13 protein-coding genes are annotated in these 12,655 nt (G+C 65.4%); 6 read left to right on the forward strand and 7 right to left on the reverse strand.

The genetic code is table 11. The features are described 5' to 3' along the window. Positions 1-9 precede the first annotated feature (9 nt). Together CCICO_RS09525 and CCICO_RS09530 are read left to right on the forward strand one after the other, a co-directional pair. Entirely contained in the window at positions 10-819 is an 810-nt protein-coding gene (locus CCICO_RS09525; protein ID WP_018020458.1) for an LmeA family phospholipid-binding protein, read from the forward strand. Positions 820-840: 21 nt separating this feature from the next. After that, positions 841-1,485 (forward strand): heme-binding beta-barrel domain-containing protein, encoded by a 645-nt coding sequence (locus CCICO_RS09530; protein ID WP_018020459.1) that lies wholly within the window; start codon positions 841-843, stop codon positions 1,483-1,485. Positions 1,486-1,501: 16 nt separating this feature from the next. On the opposite strand, the gene CCICO_RS09535 is transcribed toward CCICO_RS09530, so the two are convergent. Beyond that, on the reverse strand, positions 1,502-2,353 hold the full coding sequence (locus CCICO_RS09535) for an aminodeoxychorismate lyase (RefSeq protein ID WP_018020460.1): 852 nt from the start codon (positions 2,351-2,353) through the stop codon (positions 1,502-1,504). A gap of 48 nt (positions 2,354-2,401) precedes the next feature. On the opposite strand from CCICO_RS09535, the gene CCICO_RS09540 reads away from it, so the two are divergent. The 3 genes from CCICO_RS09540 (at position 2,402) to CCICO_RS09550 (ending at position 4,682) form a co-directional block, all read left to right on the forward strand. Then, positions 2,402-3,295, forward strand: coding sequence for a Dyp-type peroxidase (locus CCICO_RS09540; protein ID WP_018020461.1), 894 nt, complete (start codon positions 2,402-2,404; stop codon positions 3,293-3,295). 10 nt (positions 3,296-3,305) lie between these two features. Further along, the gene (ygfZ, locus tag CCICO_RS09545; protein WP_018020462.1) at positions 3,306-4,361 is read left to right on the forward strand and encodes a CAF17-like 4Fe-4S cluster assembly/insertion protein YgfZ; all 1,056 of its coding nucleotides are present in this window, start codon (positions 3,306-3,308) and stop codon (positions 4,359-4,361) included. 129 nt (positions 4,362-4,490) lie between these two features. Next, on the forward strand, positions 4,491-4,682 hold the full coding sequence (locus tag CCICO_RS09550) for a DUF3073 domain-containing protein (RefSeq protein WP_018020463.1): 192 nt from the start codon (positions 4,491-4,493) through the stop codon (positions 4,680-4,682). 54 nt (positions 4,683-4,736) lie between these two features. On the opposite strand, the gene purM is transcribed toward CCICO_RS09550, so the two are convergent. The 3 genes from purM to CCICO_RS09565 form a co-directional block, all read right to left on the reverse strand. Continuing rightward, positions 4,737-5,801, reverse strand: a complete 1,065-nt coding sequence (purM, locus tag CCICO_RS09555) for a phosphoribosylformylglycinamidine cyclo-ligase (protein ID WP_018020464.1) — start codon at positions 5,799-5,801, stop codon at positions 4,737-4,739. Continuing rightward, a complete protein-coding gene (purF, locus tag CCICO_RS09560; protein ID WP_018020465.1) occupies positions 5,798-7,297 on the reverse strand; it encodes an amidophosphoribosyltransferase in 1,500 nt (499 codons plus the stop codon). The genes purM and purF overlap by 4 nt, the downstream gene beginning before the upstream one ends. Positions 7,298-7,406: 109 nt before the next feature. Further along, positions 7,407-7,760 (reverse strand): sterol carrier family protein, encoded by a 354-nt coding sequence (locus tag CCICO_RS09565; RefSeq protein WP_018020466.1) that lies wholly within the window; start codon positions 7,758-7,760, stop codon positions 7,407-7,409. A gap of 67 nt (positions 7,761-7,827) precedes the next feature. On the opposite strand from CCICO_RS09565, the gene CCICO_RS09570 reads away from it, so the two are divergent. Then, the gene (locus CCICO_RS09570; RefSeq protein ID WP_018020467.1) at positions 7,828-8,841 is read left to right on the forward strand and encodes an acyl-CoA thioesterase; all 1,014 of its coding nucleotides are present in this window, start codon (positions 7,828-7,830) and stop codon (positions 8,839-8,841) included. On the opposite strand, the gene CCICO_RS09575 is transcribed toward CCICO_RS09570, so the two are convergent. Genes CCICO_RS09575 through CCICO_RS09585 form a run of 3 tightly spaced genes read right to left on the reverse strand, consistent with a single transcriptional unit; the run spans position 8,838 to position 12,601 of the window. Next, positions 8,838-9,440: a LuxR C-terminal-related transcriptional regulator gene (locus CCICO_RS09575; protein WP_018020468.1), complete on the reverse strand. Its 603-nt coding sequence runs from the start codon at positions 9,438-9,440 to the stop codon at positions 8,838-8,840. The genes CCICO_RS09570 and CCICO_RS09575 overlap by 4 nt on opposite strands. 10 nt (positions 9,441-9,450) lie before the next feature. Then, positions 9,451-10,575, reverse strand: a complete 1,125-nt coding sequence (locus CCICO_RS09580) for a sensor histidine kinase (RefSeq protein WP_026161584.1) — start codon at positions 10,573-10,575, stop codon at positions 9,451-9,453. Continuing rightward, on the reverse strand, positions 10,550-12,601 hold the full coding sequence (locus tag CCICO_RS09585; protein ID WP_018020470.1) for an MMPL family transporter: 2,052 nt from the start codon (positions 12,599-12,601) through the stop codon (positions 10,550-10,552). Before CCICO_RS09585 ends, CCICO_RS09580 begins: the two co-directional genes overlap by 26 nt. Between the last annotated feature and the right edge of the window lie 54 nt (positions 12,602-12,655).

Below are 12,655 nucleotides of genomic sequence, written 5' to 3' on the forward strand. Positions count from 1 at the left end.
ACTAGGGTAGTGATCGTGAAAGGCAAGCGGAGACTACTGCGCGTCACCGCCGTGGTGGCAGCGCTCGGGGTGGCCGGCTGGTTGGCTGATGCCGCCGTGGCTATCAACGTGGAGCGCACGATCTCCCGCTCGGTGGAAGATGCCACCCACCTGCCCGTGCCGCCGCGCGTATATGTGGGCGGCGCGCCCTATAGCGCGGCGCTGGTCACCGGCAATGTGCCTAAGATCTCCACTCACGTCATGGATGTGGATGTGCCTGGCTTCGGCGTGGTCAACGCCACCACGGACGTATTCAACCTCACCATGGACCGCGAGCAGGTGCTCTCCGGCGACCTCGAGGGCGTGGTGGCGCGCGTGATCTCCCGCTCGGTGAGCCTCGACGGCGTGGCCCTGGGCGAGCATTTGAACATGACGGATCTGCAGATCAGCCACCCCTATGACATCTCCCCTTCCGGTGGCACCGCGGCGGAGGTGTTGCTCACCGGCACCCCTGAGGGCCTCGATGCCCCAGTGACGGTGCTGGCGCGGCTGCGCATCAATGGCACCACCATCACCATGACCCCCACCGAGCTGCGGGAGGGCGATGCCCCGCCGGAGGTCATGCAGCGATTCTTCTTCCAGATCGATTCCCGCGAGCTGCCCCTGCCCTCCCAGGCCTCGCAGGTGTTCGTGCGCGGCGGCTCGGTGGTGTTTGAGTCGGAACAGCGCAATGTGCGCTTGGACATCCGCGATCTTTCGCCGCTGGGGCCGCAGGTGCAGGAGATCACCTCCGAGGGAGAGCGCAGCAGCGAGGCGGAGATAGGCAAGCTCGGTTCTTAAGCTTCGTTACTATGGGAGGTTGTGACTAATTCATCGACGAACCATCCCGAAAACCTCACCCCGCGCCTGGACGGCAACGAGGCCGTAAACCGCGCCGCCGAGGTGGCCAAGACCACCGGCGGGCGCAATATTCCGCGTCTCGGCGAGCTGCCGATTCCGGCCGATACCGCCAATCTGCGTGAGGGCCCCAGCCTGCACGATGGGCTCTTGGCGCTGCTTCCCTTGATCGGTGTGTGGCGCGGCGAAGGCCAGGCCGATACCCCCGAGGACGGCGAGTTCACCTTCGGCAACCAGCTGATCTTCTCCCACGATGGCGGCAACTACATCATGGTGGAGTCCACCTGCTGGAAGAAGGACTCCCCCGAATCGCTGGAGTCTCGCGAGAGCGGTTTTCTGCGCATCAACGATAAAGACGAGATCGAGTTCATTCTGTGCCACTCCGGCGGCGCGGTGGAGATCATGTACGGCGAGCCGCTCAACGAGCGCGCCTGGGAGCTCAGCTCCGCCTCCACCATGGCCACCGCCACGGGCCTGACCACCTTGGGCCCCGGCAAGCGGCTCTATGGGCTGCTGCCGAATGGGGATCTTGGCTGGGTGGATGAGCGCCTAGTGGATAAGGAGCTCAAGCCCCGCCGCTCCGCGCAGCTGCAGCGCTACGCGGGCTAAAGCAGCACCGCTTGACCTACATCAGCGCCGCCGTGATCATTTCCTGGATTGCGGCGGCGTTGTCTGTGCCACGCCCTCGGGTGGAGTGGCCATTGATGGAGGTGACTTGGGCTGCAATACGCACCGAGCTGACCAGCCACACCGAGTCGGCGGCCAGCAGCTCACTCACCGAGATATCCCCGGTTTCGCAGGTGTAGCCCTGGGCTGTGGCGTAGCTAAACAGCGCCGCCTGGGTGGTGCCGGGCAGGATCTCCCCGCCCGGCTTGGGGGTGCGGATGGTGGAGCCACTAACGGCCACCACCGTGGAGGTCGCGCCCTCGAGGACCCTGTCGCCCGAGGTGTAGATCACATCATCCATGCCCTGCGCGGCGGCCTGGCGCAGCGCCGCCATGGCGGAGGCGTAGCTGAGGGTTTTTGCCGCGCGCGGACTCGAGCTATCGGCCCCGCGCTCGAGGGTGAGCACCGCCACGCCTTGGGCCCGCTGGGCGAGCTGCTGGGCCCCTACGGCTTTGACGCTGATCCACGCCGAGGGCTCGCCGGTGCTGGCGCGGCCGCGGGTGTAGGTCCACACCATGGCGCCGTCGCAATGGTGGGCGTCCTCCCAGCGGCGGGCCGCACGGCTGATGGCCCGGGCCCAAAGTTCTTCTGCGGGCGGCGGCAGGTGCATCAGCTGTGCCGAGACGGCGAATCGTTCCACGTGCCGCTGCAGATTGCAGGCTCTGCCTTGGCGAACAAGCACCGTTTCAAACACCCCGTCGCCGCGAGTGACGGCGGAATCATCCCAGTACACTAGGGGCGTTTCCGGATCGTGGTCGGCGATCTCTCCGGTGCGCAAGTCGAGGGTGACGATGATGGGGCGTGGAGTCATGCCTTTCATTATTCACGCCCTGCCGGCCTTTGGGGCACAATCAGTGGTATGAGTCATCAAAGCGGAATCACTGGTCTGGGCACCACCGACCACATCTTTCTTGAGTTCGATCTGGCCCCCGGCGCGGACGGGTGCGCGGTACTGCGCCACCTGGCCGAGGCCATCAACCTGCCCACCACCCACGGCGTCAACGTGGTGCTCGGTGTGCGCCCGAGCCTGTGGGCGGCCGTGGCCGACGCCGAGTTTGTGCCGGAGAATGTGCATGACTTCTCCGAGCCGATCTCGGGTCCGTCCATGTCCATGCCCGCAACTCAGCACGATGCGTGGGTGTGGGTGGCTGGCTCCTCTCGTTCCCAGGTGTTCGACATCGCCCGCGAGGTGGCGGATACAGTGCGTTCTTCCGCTACCCTCGCCGGCGAGACCACCGGCTGGGTGTATCAGCACAACCGCGATCTCACTGGATTCGAGGACGGCACCGAGAACCCGCCGGCTCTCGAGGCCCCGGGCGTGGTCGCGGTGCCGCATGGCCAGCCGGGTGCGGGCAGCTCGGTGCTGCTCTACCAGCTTTGGGAGCACAAGTCCGTGGAGTGGGAGGGGCTTGAGTCCCATGTGCAGGAGCAGATCATCGGCCGCACCAAGTCCGATTCCGTTGAGCTGGATGAGGACACCAACCCGGAATCCTCCCACGTCAACCGCACCGTGGTAGAGGTGGACGAGGAGGAGCTGGAGATCTTCCGCCGCAATGTCTCCTATGGCGATATGTGTACCCACGGCACTGTGTTTGTGGGCTTCAGTTTCGATCAGTGGCGCATGGAGGAAATGCTGCGTCGCATGGCCGGCGCCGATGGCGGCCCCGCGGATCGACTCACCGAGTTCACCACCCCGCTGACAGGCGGCTGGTACGTGTGCCCCTCCACGCAGGCTCTGGCCGCGCTCCTCTAGTATGGGCGGGATGAGTGAGACATCCTATCGTTCCCCCGCCCTGTCGCGCCTCGGCGCCTGCCCCGCTCAGGACGCCGATGCCCACCCCGCCTATGAGGGCGTGGCGTGGCATTATGGGGATCCTTTAGGCGAGCAGCGCGCTTTTTCCGAGCAGCCGGTGGTGATCGATCGTTCCCACCGGGTGGTGCTTAAGGTCAGCGGCGAGGATGCCGCGGAGTTTCTCAATAAGCTGCTTTCCCAGAAGCTCGATGACCTCCCCATCGGCGCCGGCACGGAGGCCCTGGACTTGGATGCCCAGGGTCACATCCTCCACGCTCTTGGCGTGTTGCGCACTGAGGAGGGTTTCCTGCTCGACATCCCCCGCCCCAGCGCCGCCAGCCTGGAGGATTTTCTGCGCCGCATGGTCTTTTGGTCCGCGGTGGAGATCACCCGCACGGACTACGGTCTGCTCACCCTCTGCGGCGCCAGCGCACCCTCGGGGCTTAGCCGCAGCGTGAGCGCTCCACTACCGCACACCGACCTGTATGTTCCCGCAGCGCTTATCGACGCCACCCTCACCGACCTCGAATCCCGCGGCACTCGCGTGGTGGGGCTGATGGCGTGGACTGCGGAGCGGGTGAGGCATCTGGTGCCGCTGCCGGAGGTGGATCTGGACGATAAGTCCATCCCGCACGAGGTGCCGCACTGGGTGGGCGGCAGCGCCGTGCACCTGAACAAGGGCTGCTATCGCGGCCAAGAGACGGTGGCCCGGGTGGAAAACTTGGGCTCCTCACCCCGCGTGTTGGTACGGCTTCACCTCGATGGCTCCGCCCCCAGCTTGCCGGTGCCGGGGGCGAGCATCACCAAGGGCAGCCGGCCTCGGGCGGTGGGTCGAGTGGGCACGGTGGTGCAGGATTGTGATTTCGGCCCCATCGCCTTGGCTGTGCTCAAGCGTTCCGCGCTGCAGGCGAAGGATCTGCACGTGGGCGACTGTGCCGTGGCCGTGGACCCTGAGACGATTCCGCAGGATAGCGGGCCCCAAGCCGGCCGCGAGGCGGTGCGGCGTTTCCGCTCCGGCACCCTCTAAAGGCCCCCAGGTGCGACTTTTTTCGTCACATTAGCTATTGTGGACTAACAGGAATACAAGATTGAAGAAACCGATAATGGGGTGCCCTACGCCCGAGGCACTTCAGGCACACTCCAAGGGGGTCTAGCCATGGGTCGCGGCCGCGCAAAGGCTAAGCAGGCTAAGGTAGCTCGTCAACTGAAGTACCACACTCCTGACATGGACTTAGAGCAGTTGCAGCGTGAACTCGCCAGCAACAGCTCCCGTTCGGAGGAGGACGTCCGCGAGGACGATCTCTACTCCGAGTGGGCCGACTACTTCGAGGATGAAGACGAGAAGTAGCGCGTTACTTTAAAAAAACCTCCTTGCTCTTAGAGCAGGGAGGTTTCTTCATGCCTAGTACTGGGGGTGTTCGCCGCTGAGCTGCACCCCGGTGCTGGAGGCGCTGCGCACGGTGCCGATTTCCCAGGCTTCTACGTGCCGGGCGGTGAGCATGGCCAGGGCCCGGTCGCGGTCCGCGGCGGAGACCACGGCCACCATACCGACACCCATATTGAAGGTTTTCTCCATCTCTTCGCGGCTGACCTTACCCAGCTCGGAGATGAGCTTGAAGATCGGCTGCGGCTTCCACGCCGAGCGAGAGATCTCTGCCACGGTGTTCTCCGGCAGCACTCGCACCAGGTTGCCCGCCAGGCCACCGCCGGTGACATGGCAGAAGGTGCGCACATCGCATTCGGCGGCGAGCGCCAGGCAGTCCTTGGTGTAGATGCGCGTGGGCTCCAGCAATTCCTCGCCGAGGGTGCGCTCAAGCTCATCGATCTCTTGATCCAGCGGCAGCCCCGCCGATTCCAACAGCACGTAGCGGGCCAGGGAGTAGCCATTGGAATGCAGCCCCGAGGAGGCCATGCCGATGATCACATCGCCATCGCGCACCCGCTCTGGGCCAAGCAGCTCATCCTCTTCCACCACACCGACGGCGGTGGCGGAGACATCGTATTCCTTCTCCCCCATCACACCCGGGTGCTCGGCGGTTTCTCCGCCGAGCAGGGCACAGCCGGCCAATTCGCAGCCGGTGGCAATGCCGCCGACAATCGCGGCGATGTGCTCGGGCACCACCTTGCCCACGGAGATGTAGTCCTGCAGGAATAGCGGCTCGGCGCCACAGACCACCAAGTCATCAACACACATGGCCACCAGATCGATGCCGATGGTGTCGTGCTTGTCCATGGCTTGGGCCACCGCCAGTTTGGTGCCCACTCCATCGGAGCCGGCGGCGAGCAGCGGCTTGTCATACTTACCGAGGGCAAAGAGCCCGGCGAAACCGCCAATGCCACCACGGACCTCGGGGCGGGTGGCCTTCTTAGCCAGCGGGGCGATGAGCTCTACCGCGCGGTCGCCGGCGGCAATATCCACCCCGGCCGCTGCGTAGGAAGCGCCATCAGAGGGAACGTGATCGGTCATGTCGTGGTCACTTTCTTCAGATTGCGCTGCATGTCCTCCACGAGCGCGGTGTTCGGGTTTCCAGCCGGCATGCCCAGCGGGTACACACCGTCGAAGCAGGCACAGCAGAGATCCTCGCGCTTCTGCTTGGAGGCCTCAACCATGTGGTCGATAGAGACGAAGCCGAGCGAATCCGCGCCGATCGCGGTGCAGATCACATCTACGGCTTCCTCGAGGCTGCGGGCGCCGGTGCCATTGGCAATCAGCTCCCCCGGGGAGGCGAAATCGATGCCGTAGAAACACGGCCACTTCACCGGCGGGGAGGCGATGCGCACGTGCACCTCGGCGGCACCAGCCTCGCGCAGCATCCGGATCAGGGCCCGCTGCGTGTTGCCGCGGACAATGGAATCATCCACCACCACCAGCCGCTTCCCAGCCAGTACCTGCTTGAGCGGGTTGAGCTTGAGCCGGATGCCGAGCTGGCGGATGGTTTGCGTGGGCTGGATGAAGGTACGGCCCACATAGGCGTTCTTCACCAGCCCCTGGGCAAAGGGAATGCCCGAGCCATAGGAATAGCCCACCGCAGCGGGGGTGCCGGACTCCGGCACTGGGATCACCAGATCACCATCGACCGGGTGCTCCTGCGCCAAGGCCGCGCCGATCCCAACCCGAGTGTCGTTGACCGACTGGCCACGGATCACAGAATCCGGGCGCGCCAAGTACACATACTCAAACACACAGCCTTTGTGCCGGGTGGGGGCAAACTGGTGGGAGCGGATACCGGAATCGTCGATAGAGATGAACTCCCCTGGCTCCACCTCCCGCACAAAGGAGGCTCCCACGATATCGAGGGCCGCGGTTTCCGAGGCCACCACCCAGCCCCGCTCCAAACGGCCGATCGACAAGGGGCGGACACCGTGGGGGTCGCGGGCGGCATACAGCTTATGGCCGTCCGTGAATGTCAGGCAGTAGGCGCCGGTGATGCGGGGAAGGAGGTTGAGGGCGGCGTCGACAAGCGAGACCTCCTCGGAGATGCCATCGGCGAGCAGCGCGCACATGATGTCCGAGTCGGAGGGGTGTGTTGCGGGGTCCACCAAACCCTTTTCGGTGGCCTCCTGCAGCAGCTCGAGATAGTTCACGAGATTGCCGTTGTGCCCCAAGGCCACATCGGTGCCATCGGGGGCCACGCGGAACATCGGCTGGGCATTCTCCCAGCAGGCGCCGCCCGCTGTGGAATAGCGAGTATGGCCGATGGCGAGATTACCCCGCAGGGCCTCAAGCGCACCCTCATCGAAGACCTGAGAGACGAGGCCAAGATCCTTGTACACCACCACATTGTCCCCATCACCCACCGCAATACCGGCGGCTTCCTGGCCGCGGTGCTGCAGCGCGTACAGACCGTAGTAGGTGAGCTTGGCGACTTCTTCCCCAGGGGCAAAAACACCGAACACGCCGCACTCCTCGCGCGGGGCGTGTTCTCCGAGATCATCGAAAGCGGATAGGGGCCGGTTTTTCATAGCCACGTGGGTTAATCGTAGTTGCTCATGCCACACCGTGGCGAATATTTAGCCCCACGCGGGGGCGCAGAGCACCACCTCCAGGCCCTCCTCGATGTGAGAATCAGGGCTATATCAGCGGCAACCAGTGGGCTAATTCGCCCGCCCGAGTGCCCGAGACGCTCAGCCGCCCCGCGGCCAGTTCTTCCTCCCATGTGCTGCGCCCGGCGGCGAGACGAAGCCACACCTCAGGGCTCATCTCCACCACATTCGGCGGGGTGCCACGGGTGTGGCGCGGCCCCTCGATACATTGCACCGCCACGAAGGGCGGTACCCGCACCTCCACGCTGTGGCCCGGCGCGAGCTGCTCCACCGTGCGGGCGCTGAGCCGAACCGCCCGGGCGATAGTCGAACGCGGCGCCTGGGGATCCTCACTCTCGCGCACAGCGGCGCGCATCTCTGCGGGGTCAATCTTTTTAGCCATAGTAGGCCCCAGCTTAACTGTTGGTAGCCTGTGAGCTACTGACCCAACCCCTCCGGAGAAAGCGCTTATGTCTGAACTTGTTCACTCCTCCCCCAACCGAGCCCCTTCGCCCAAGGTCACGCTGCGTTTTTTGGCGGCACCCACCGATGTGGTGATGGCCGGTAACTGGGGCGTCTCGGGCGGTCGAGTGTTGGAGTGGATCGATAAGGCAGCCTATGCCTGCGCGGTGGGATGGTCCGGCACCTACTGCGTGACCGCCTATGTGGGCCACATTCACTTCAACCGCCCGATCCCCTCCGGCCACGTGGTAGAGGTGCGCTCCCGAATTGCGATGACGGGCCGCTCCTCGATGCACATCGTGAACGAGGTGCTCTCCGCCGATCCCCGCGACGGCCACTTTTCCCGCGCCTGCGACTGCCTGGTGATCTTCGTGGCCAAGGACCCCAAAACCGGCCGTTCTACCCCGGTGCCGAAGTTCCAGGCCGCCAGCGAGGACGAGCAGCGCGTGGAACAGGCCGCGATCTCGCGCATCGAGCTGCGCCAGGCCATCGAAGAGGAGATGGAAAAGCAGAGCTACGACGGCCCCAGCGACGCCCCGCGGGTGATCACCCGCTTTTTGGCCAAGCCCACCGACGTGAACTGGGGCGGCAATGTGCACGGTGGCACCGCGATGGAGTGGATTGACGAGGCCGGCACGGCCTGCACCATGGAGTGGGCTGGGGAGCGCACCATCGCCGTCTACGCCGGCGGTATACGCTTCTACCGCCCGATCTCGATCGGCGATCTCATCGAGGTGGATGCTCGGTTGATGCGCACCGACACCCGCAGCATGCAGGTGTCGGTGCACGTGCGCAGCGGCGATCCTCGCGGCGGGCGCGAGGAGCTCAAGCAGGCGATCCACGCCACCTTCACCTATGTGGCCACGGACCTCGACAATAATGTGCTGCCTGCCCGGCAGTTCGAGCCGCGCACCGAGGACGACGTGCGCCTCGCCGAGCACGCCACCACCCTGCGCGAACTGCGCGCCCAATACACCCCGCGGCCGCTGGTGCTGCGCGAGGGCCGGGCGTTCGTGGATTAAATCAGCCCCCGCTCGGTGGCCACATGCACCGCCCGGGTGCGGGAATCCACCCCCAGCTTGGAAAAGATATGTACCAAGTGGGTTTTGGTGGTGGCCTGGGAGATGAAGAGCTGCTTCGAGATGTCCTTATTGCTCGCCCCCGTGGCCACCAATTGCAGCACATCGCGTTCCCGCTCGGTGAGCTGGGCCGGGGCGGGTGCTGCCAAGAGTTTCCCGGCGAGGGAGCTTTGCACGTATACCTCGCCGCGGGCGACGGCGCGGATGGCCTCCACGATTGTGTCTACGGGGGCGTCCTTGACCAGATAGCCGTGGGCGCCGGCATCGAGGCAGGCGCGGATGTCGCGCTCGCGATCATAGGTGGACAGGATCACCACCGGTTGCTCGCTGCCGCGGATCACCTCCACCCCGTCGCTATCGCTGGCCCCGAGGCGCAGATCGCAGAGCACCACATCCGGGCGGGCCTCGGCGATAGCGGCCACTGCCTCCGCCACGCTCCCGGCCTCGGCGGCGACGCGGATCTCCGGCTGGGCGTTGAGAATGGCCTTGAGCCCTGAACGGACCACGGGGTGGTCGTCGATAAGCGCTACTGCGATGGACATGCCTTGTAGTTTAGAGCGGCACCCACGCGGAGATGGCCGTGCCCTCGCCTGGGGCCGACTCAATATCCAGCCCGCCGCCCAGCTTCTGCAGGCGCGAACGCATGAAACTCAGGCCGAAGCTCGTGCTGGCGCGATGACGCTCCCACGCCTCGACATCAAAACCAATCCCATCGTCCACGATGTCCATGCGGACATGCTCCTGATCGCTGTCCAGGCTGACCCGCACCCGTGAGGCCGCGGCGTGCAGCCGCACATTCGCCAGCGCCGATTGGGCCACACGCAGCAGCGCGATCTCGATGGGCTCGCTGAACTGGGCGGAGCTGTGCACCTCCAGCTCGGCATCGATCTCGCTGCCGTCCACCATCGTCTGCAGGGCGGCGGCGAGGGGATTGTCCTCCAAGCCATGCGGGGCGAGATCGGCAACAATGCGGCGGACCTCCGCCAGATTCTCGGTGGCCACCTCCTCGATCAATGCCAGCTTCTCCTCCGCCGGGGCCGGATTGGAGGGCTGGGCCAGCAGCCGAATGGAGCTGAGCCCCTGAGCGATCGTGTCATGAATGTCCTGGGAGATGCGGGTGCGCTCATCCATGGCCCCCGACTCACGCTGAGTGGCGGCAAGCTCATCCTGCAGATACGCCATCTCCTCATGTGCCCGCTCGAGATCGCTGAGAATACGCAGCAGCTCCACATAGCCGCGGCTCATGCCGATGGCCACCAGAGCACCGATCGCCGGACCCAGCAGCTGCGGCGCGCTCACCTGATCGTTGTACACCCACGTGGCACCCCATACCCCGGCCAGTACCAGCAGCGCATAGCCCACGAGCAGGGGACCGCGCAGATAGTGCCCGGCGAGCAGGAACAACACAAAGGCCACCCAGGTGAAGGAAAAGCTCACGCACAGCAGACCCAGCCAGATGCACAGCAGCAGCACGGGCCGCCGATGCAGGGCGAAGGCCCCACAGAACACGGCCACGGCGGGCAGCACAATCCACGGCGAGGCCTCGCTTAGCGCCCCGATGGCGCCGACGATCACCAGGATGCACGCGGTGATCGTCTCCCCCACCGCGAGGATGGCAGCGGGCGAAGAGCTCCGCATGCCGAAGGGGTGTTTAGCTGGCGCTACCTGCATAGGCATACTCGGTATTCTCCTTGGGCGCGGCTGGGGCACGGCGGGGCCACCAGATGGCATCACCCAGGGCGCCGAAGGCGGCCGGCACGATGATGGTGCGGGTGATGATGGTATCGAGCAGCACACCGAGTCCCACGATAATGCCCAGCTGGCCCAGGGTCACAAGCGGCAGCACCCCGAGCGCGGCAAACACGCCCGCCAGCACCACACCGGCCGAGGTGATCACCACACCCGTGTGGCTAACCGCCTCCACCATGCCCTCTCGGGTGCCGTGGAGCGCCCGCTCCGTGGAGGCCCGGTGCACGAGGAAGATGGTGTAGTCAATGCCCATGGCCACGAGGAAGAGGAAGGAAATCAGTGGCACCGAGAGATCCAGGGCGTCCACCCCGAATACCGCGCCCGAGATCCAGCTGCCCACGGCGATAGCGGCGCCAGCACTGAGCACATTCAACGCCAGCAAGATTGGTGCGGCCACCGAGCGCAGCAGCATCGTGAGCACCAGCAGGTTAATGGCCAAGATGACCGGCACCAGCACCTTCAGATCGCGCGCATTGCCATCGCGGGCATCCACCTCGGTGGCTTGCTCGCCGCCGACCTTCGCATCGGCCCCCGGAACCTCATGTACGGCTGTACGGAGCTCGCGGACAAAATCCAGCGACTGCTCGGTGCCCGGGGCGGCGTCGGTGGTGACCATGATCTTCGCCCACTCGCCGTCCGTGGACACACCCAGCGGCATGGCGCGCACGACATCGTCGAGGTGGTTGATGGTGGAGAGCACCTCATCCTGATGCGAGGCGCGGGCCAGCACATAGTTCGGCTGGGCCTCCCCAGCTGGGAAGTGCTCCTCCAGGGTGGCGAAGCCGGCCGCGGACTCGGTTTCGGTGCGGAACTTCTCCATTTGATTCAGGCCCACCGTGGTGGAGACCAGCCCGGCAGACAACGCCCCGAGCACGACCACCCCGGCGACAAGCACGGCCACCGGGCGGCGCATGACGGAACTAGCCACGCGGCGATAGAGCGAGGGCTTGACGGACTCCTCCCCCACCTTCGGGATCAGCGGCCAAAAAGCCTTGCGCCCCGCCAGAGACAACGCCGGTGGCAGCACGAACAGCACCGAAACCAGGGCAATGAGAATACCCACAGCCGAGACGATGCCCAGCCCACGGGTGCCGGGTATAACAGCCAGACCCAAGCTCAGCAGGGAGAGCACCACGGTGATATTGGAGGCCGCGATCGCTGGGAAGGACTGCCGCCAGGCCGCGGCGAGGGCCGCGCGGTGATCCTCGTGTCGGACGAGCTCCTCGCGGTAGCGAGAGATGAGAAGCAAGGCGTAGTTGGTGCCGGCACCAAAGACCAAGACGGAGACAATGCCGGCGTCGAACTCGAGGCCGAACTCGCCACCGATCCACGCGGTGACCAGCGCGGCCACCCGATCAGCGATGGCCACCACGGCCAGCGGGATCAGCCACAACACAGGGCTGCGGTAGGTGAGGATAAGTAGGAGGGCGACGATGGCGACAGTAACTGCCAGCAGCGTGAAATTAGCCCCCTCGAAGGCAGCGGCCACATCCGCGCCGAAGGCGGCACCGCCGGTGACGGCGATGTCCAGCCCCTGCGGAGTGTCGGCGGCGATATCGGCGCGCAGATCCTTGAGATAGCTGCCCATCTCGCTACCGCTCTCGGCGGCGGGCACGTCCAACATGATGAGCCCGGCGTGGGCATCATCGCTGAGAATAGGGCGGGCCTGCTCCGCCCCGGGGATCGCCGCTGCGGCGGCGGCAAGATCCTGCTCGCTCAGCGCCGAGTGATCCTGCTTCTTCACCACCGCCATTACGGTGTCCTCGTCCGCGCCGGGGAAATCCTCCATGAGGCGTGCCACCTGGGTGGACTCGGAATCCGAGGGGGCGGCGTCTCGGGCGTGCGAGGCCTCGGTGCCGCCAAGGAGGGCGAATAGAGCGGTGAGTATGCACGCTACAAGGCCGAGGCTGATCCAGCTGTGCCGAGCGCTGCGAAAACTACGAGTGACATCCATGCCTTCAATTTCAGCATCGACGCAGCTCAGAGCACATCGTGCAAGGGGTTGAAC

Origin of the sequence: Corynebacterium ciconiae DSM 44920 (assembly GCF_030440575.1) — a bacterium.
Taxonomy (GTDB): Bacteria; Actinomycetota; Actinomycetes; order Mycobacteriales; family Mycobacteriaceae; genus Corynebacterium; species Corynebacterium ciconiae.

What these genes read in the sequence shown, in the direction of transcription:
- CCICO_RS09535 (WP_018020460.1), bottom strand. Translation starts at nt 2,353, where the DNA reads ATGACTCCACGCCCCATCATCGTCACCCTCGACTTGCGCACCGGAGAG.
- CCICO_RS09540 (WP_018020461.1), top strand. Translation starts at nt 2,402, where the DNA reads ATGAGTCATCAAAGCGGAATCACTGGTCTGGGCACCACCGACCACATC.
- ygfZ (WP_018020462.1), top strand. Translation starts at nt 3,306, where the DNA reads ATGAGTGAGACATCCTATCGTTCCCCCGCCCTGTCGCGCCTCGGCGCC.
- CCICO_RS09550 (WP_018020463.1), top strand. Translation starts at nt 4,491, where the DNA reads ATGGGTCGCGGCCGCGCAAAGGCTAAGCAGGCTAAGGTAGCTCGTCAA.
- purM (WP_018020464.1), bottom strand. Translation starts at nt 5,801, where the DNA reads ATGACCGATCACGTTCCCTCTGATGGCGCTTCCTACGCAGCGGCCGGG.
- purF (WP_018020465.1), bottom strand. Translation starts at nt 7,297, where the DNA reads ATGAAAAACCGGCCCCTATCCGCTTTCGATGATCTCGGAGAACACGCC.
- CCICO_RS09565 (WP_018020466.1), bottom strand. Translation starts at nt 7,760, where the DNA reads ATGGCTAAAAAGATTGACCCCGCAGAGATGCGCGCCGCTGTGCGCGAG.
- CCICO_RS09570 (WP_018020467.1), top strand. Translation starts at nt 7,828, where the DNA reads ATGTCTGAACTTGTTCACTCCTCCCCCAACCGAGCCCCTTCGCCCAAG.
- CCICO_RS09575 (WP_018020468.1), bottom strand. Translation starts at nt 9,440, where the DNA reads ATGTCCATCGCAGTAGCGCTTATCGACGACCACCCCGTGGTCCGTTCA.
- CCICO_RS09580 (WP_026161584.1), bottom strand. Translation starts at nt 10,575, where the DNA reads ATGCCTATGCAGGTAGCGCCAGCTAAACACCCCTTCGGCATGCGGAGC.
- CCICO_RS09585 (WP_018020470.1), bottom strand. Translation starts at nt 12,601, where the DNA reads ATGGATGTCACTCGTAGTTTTCGCAGCGCTCGGCACAGCTGGATCAGC.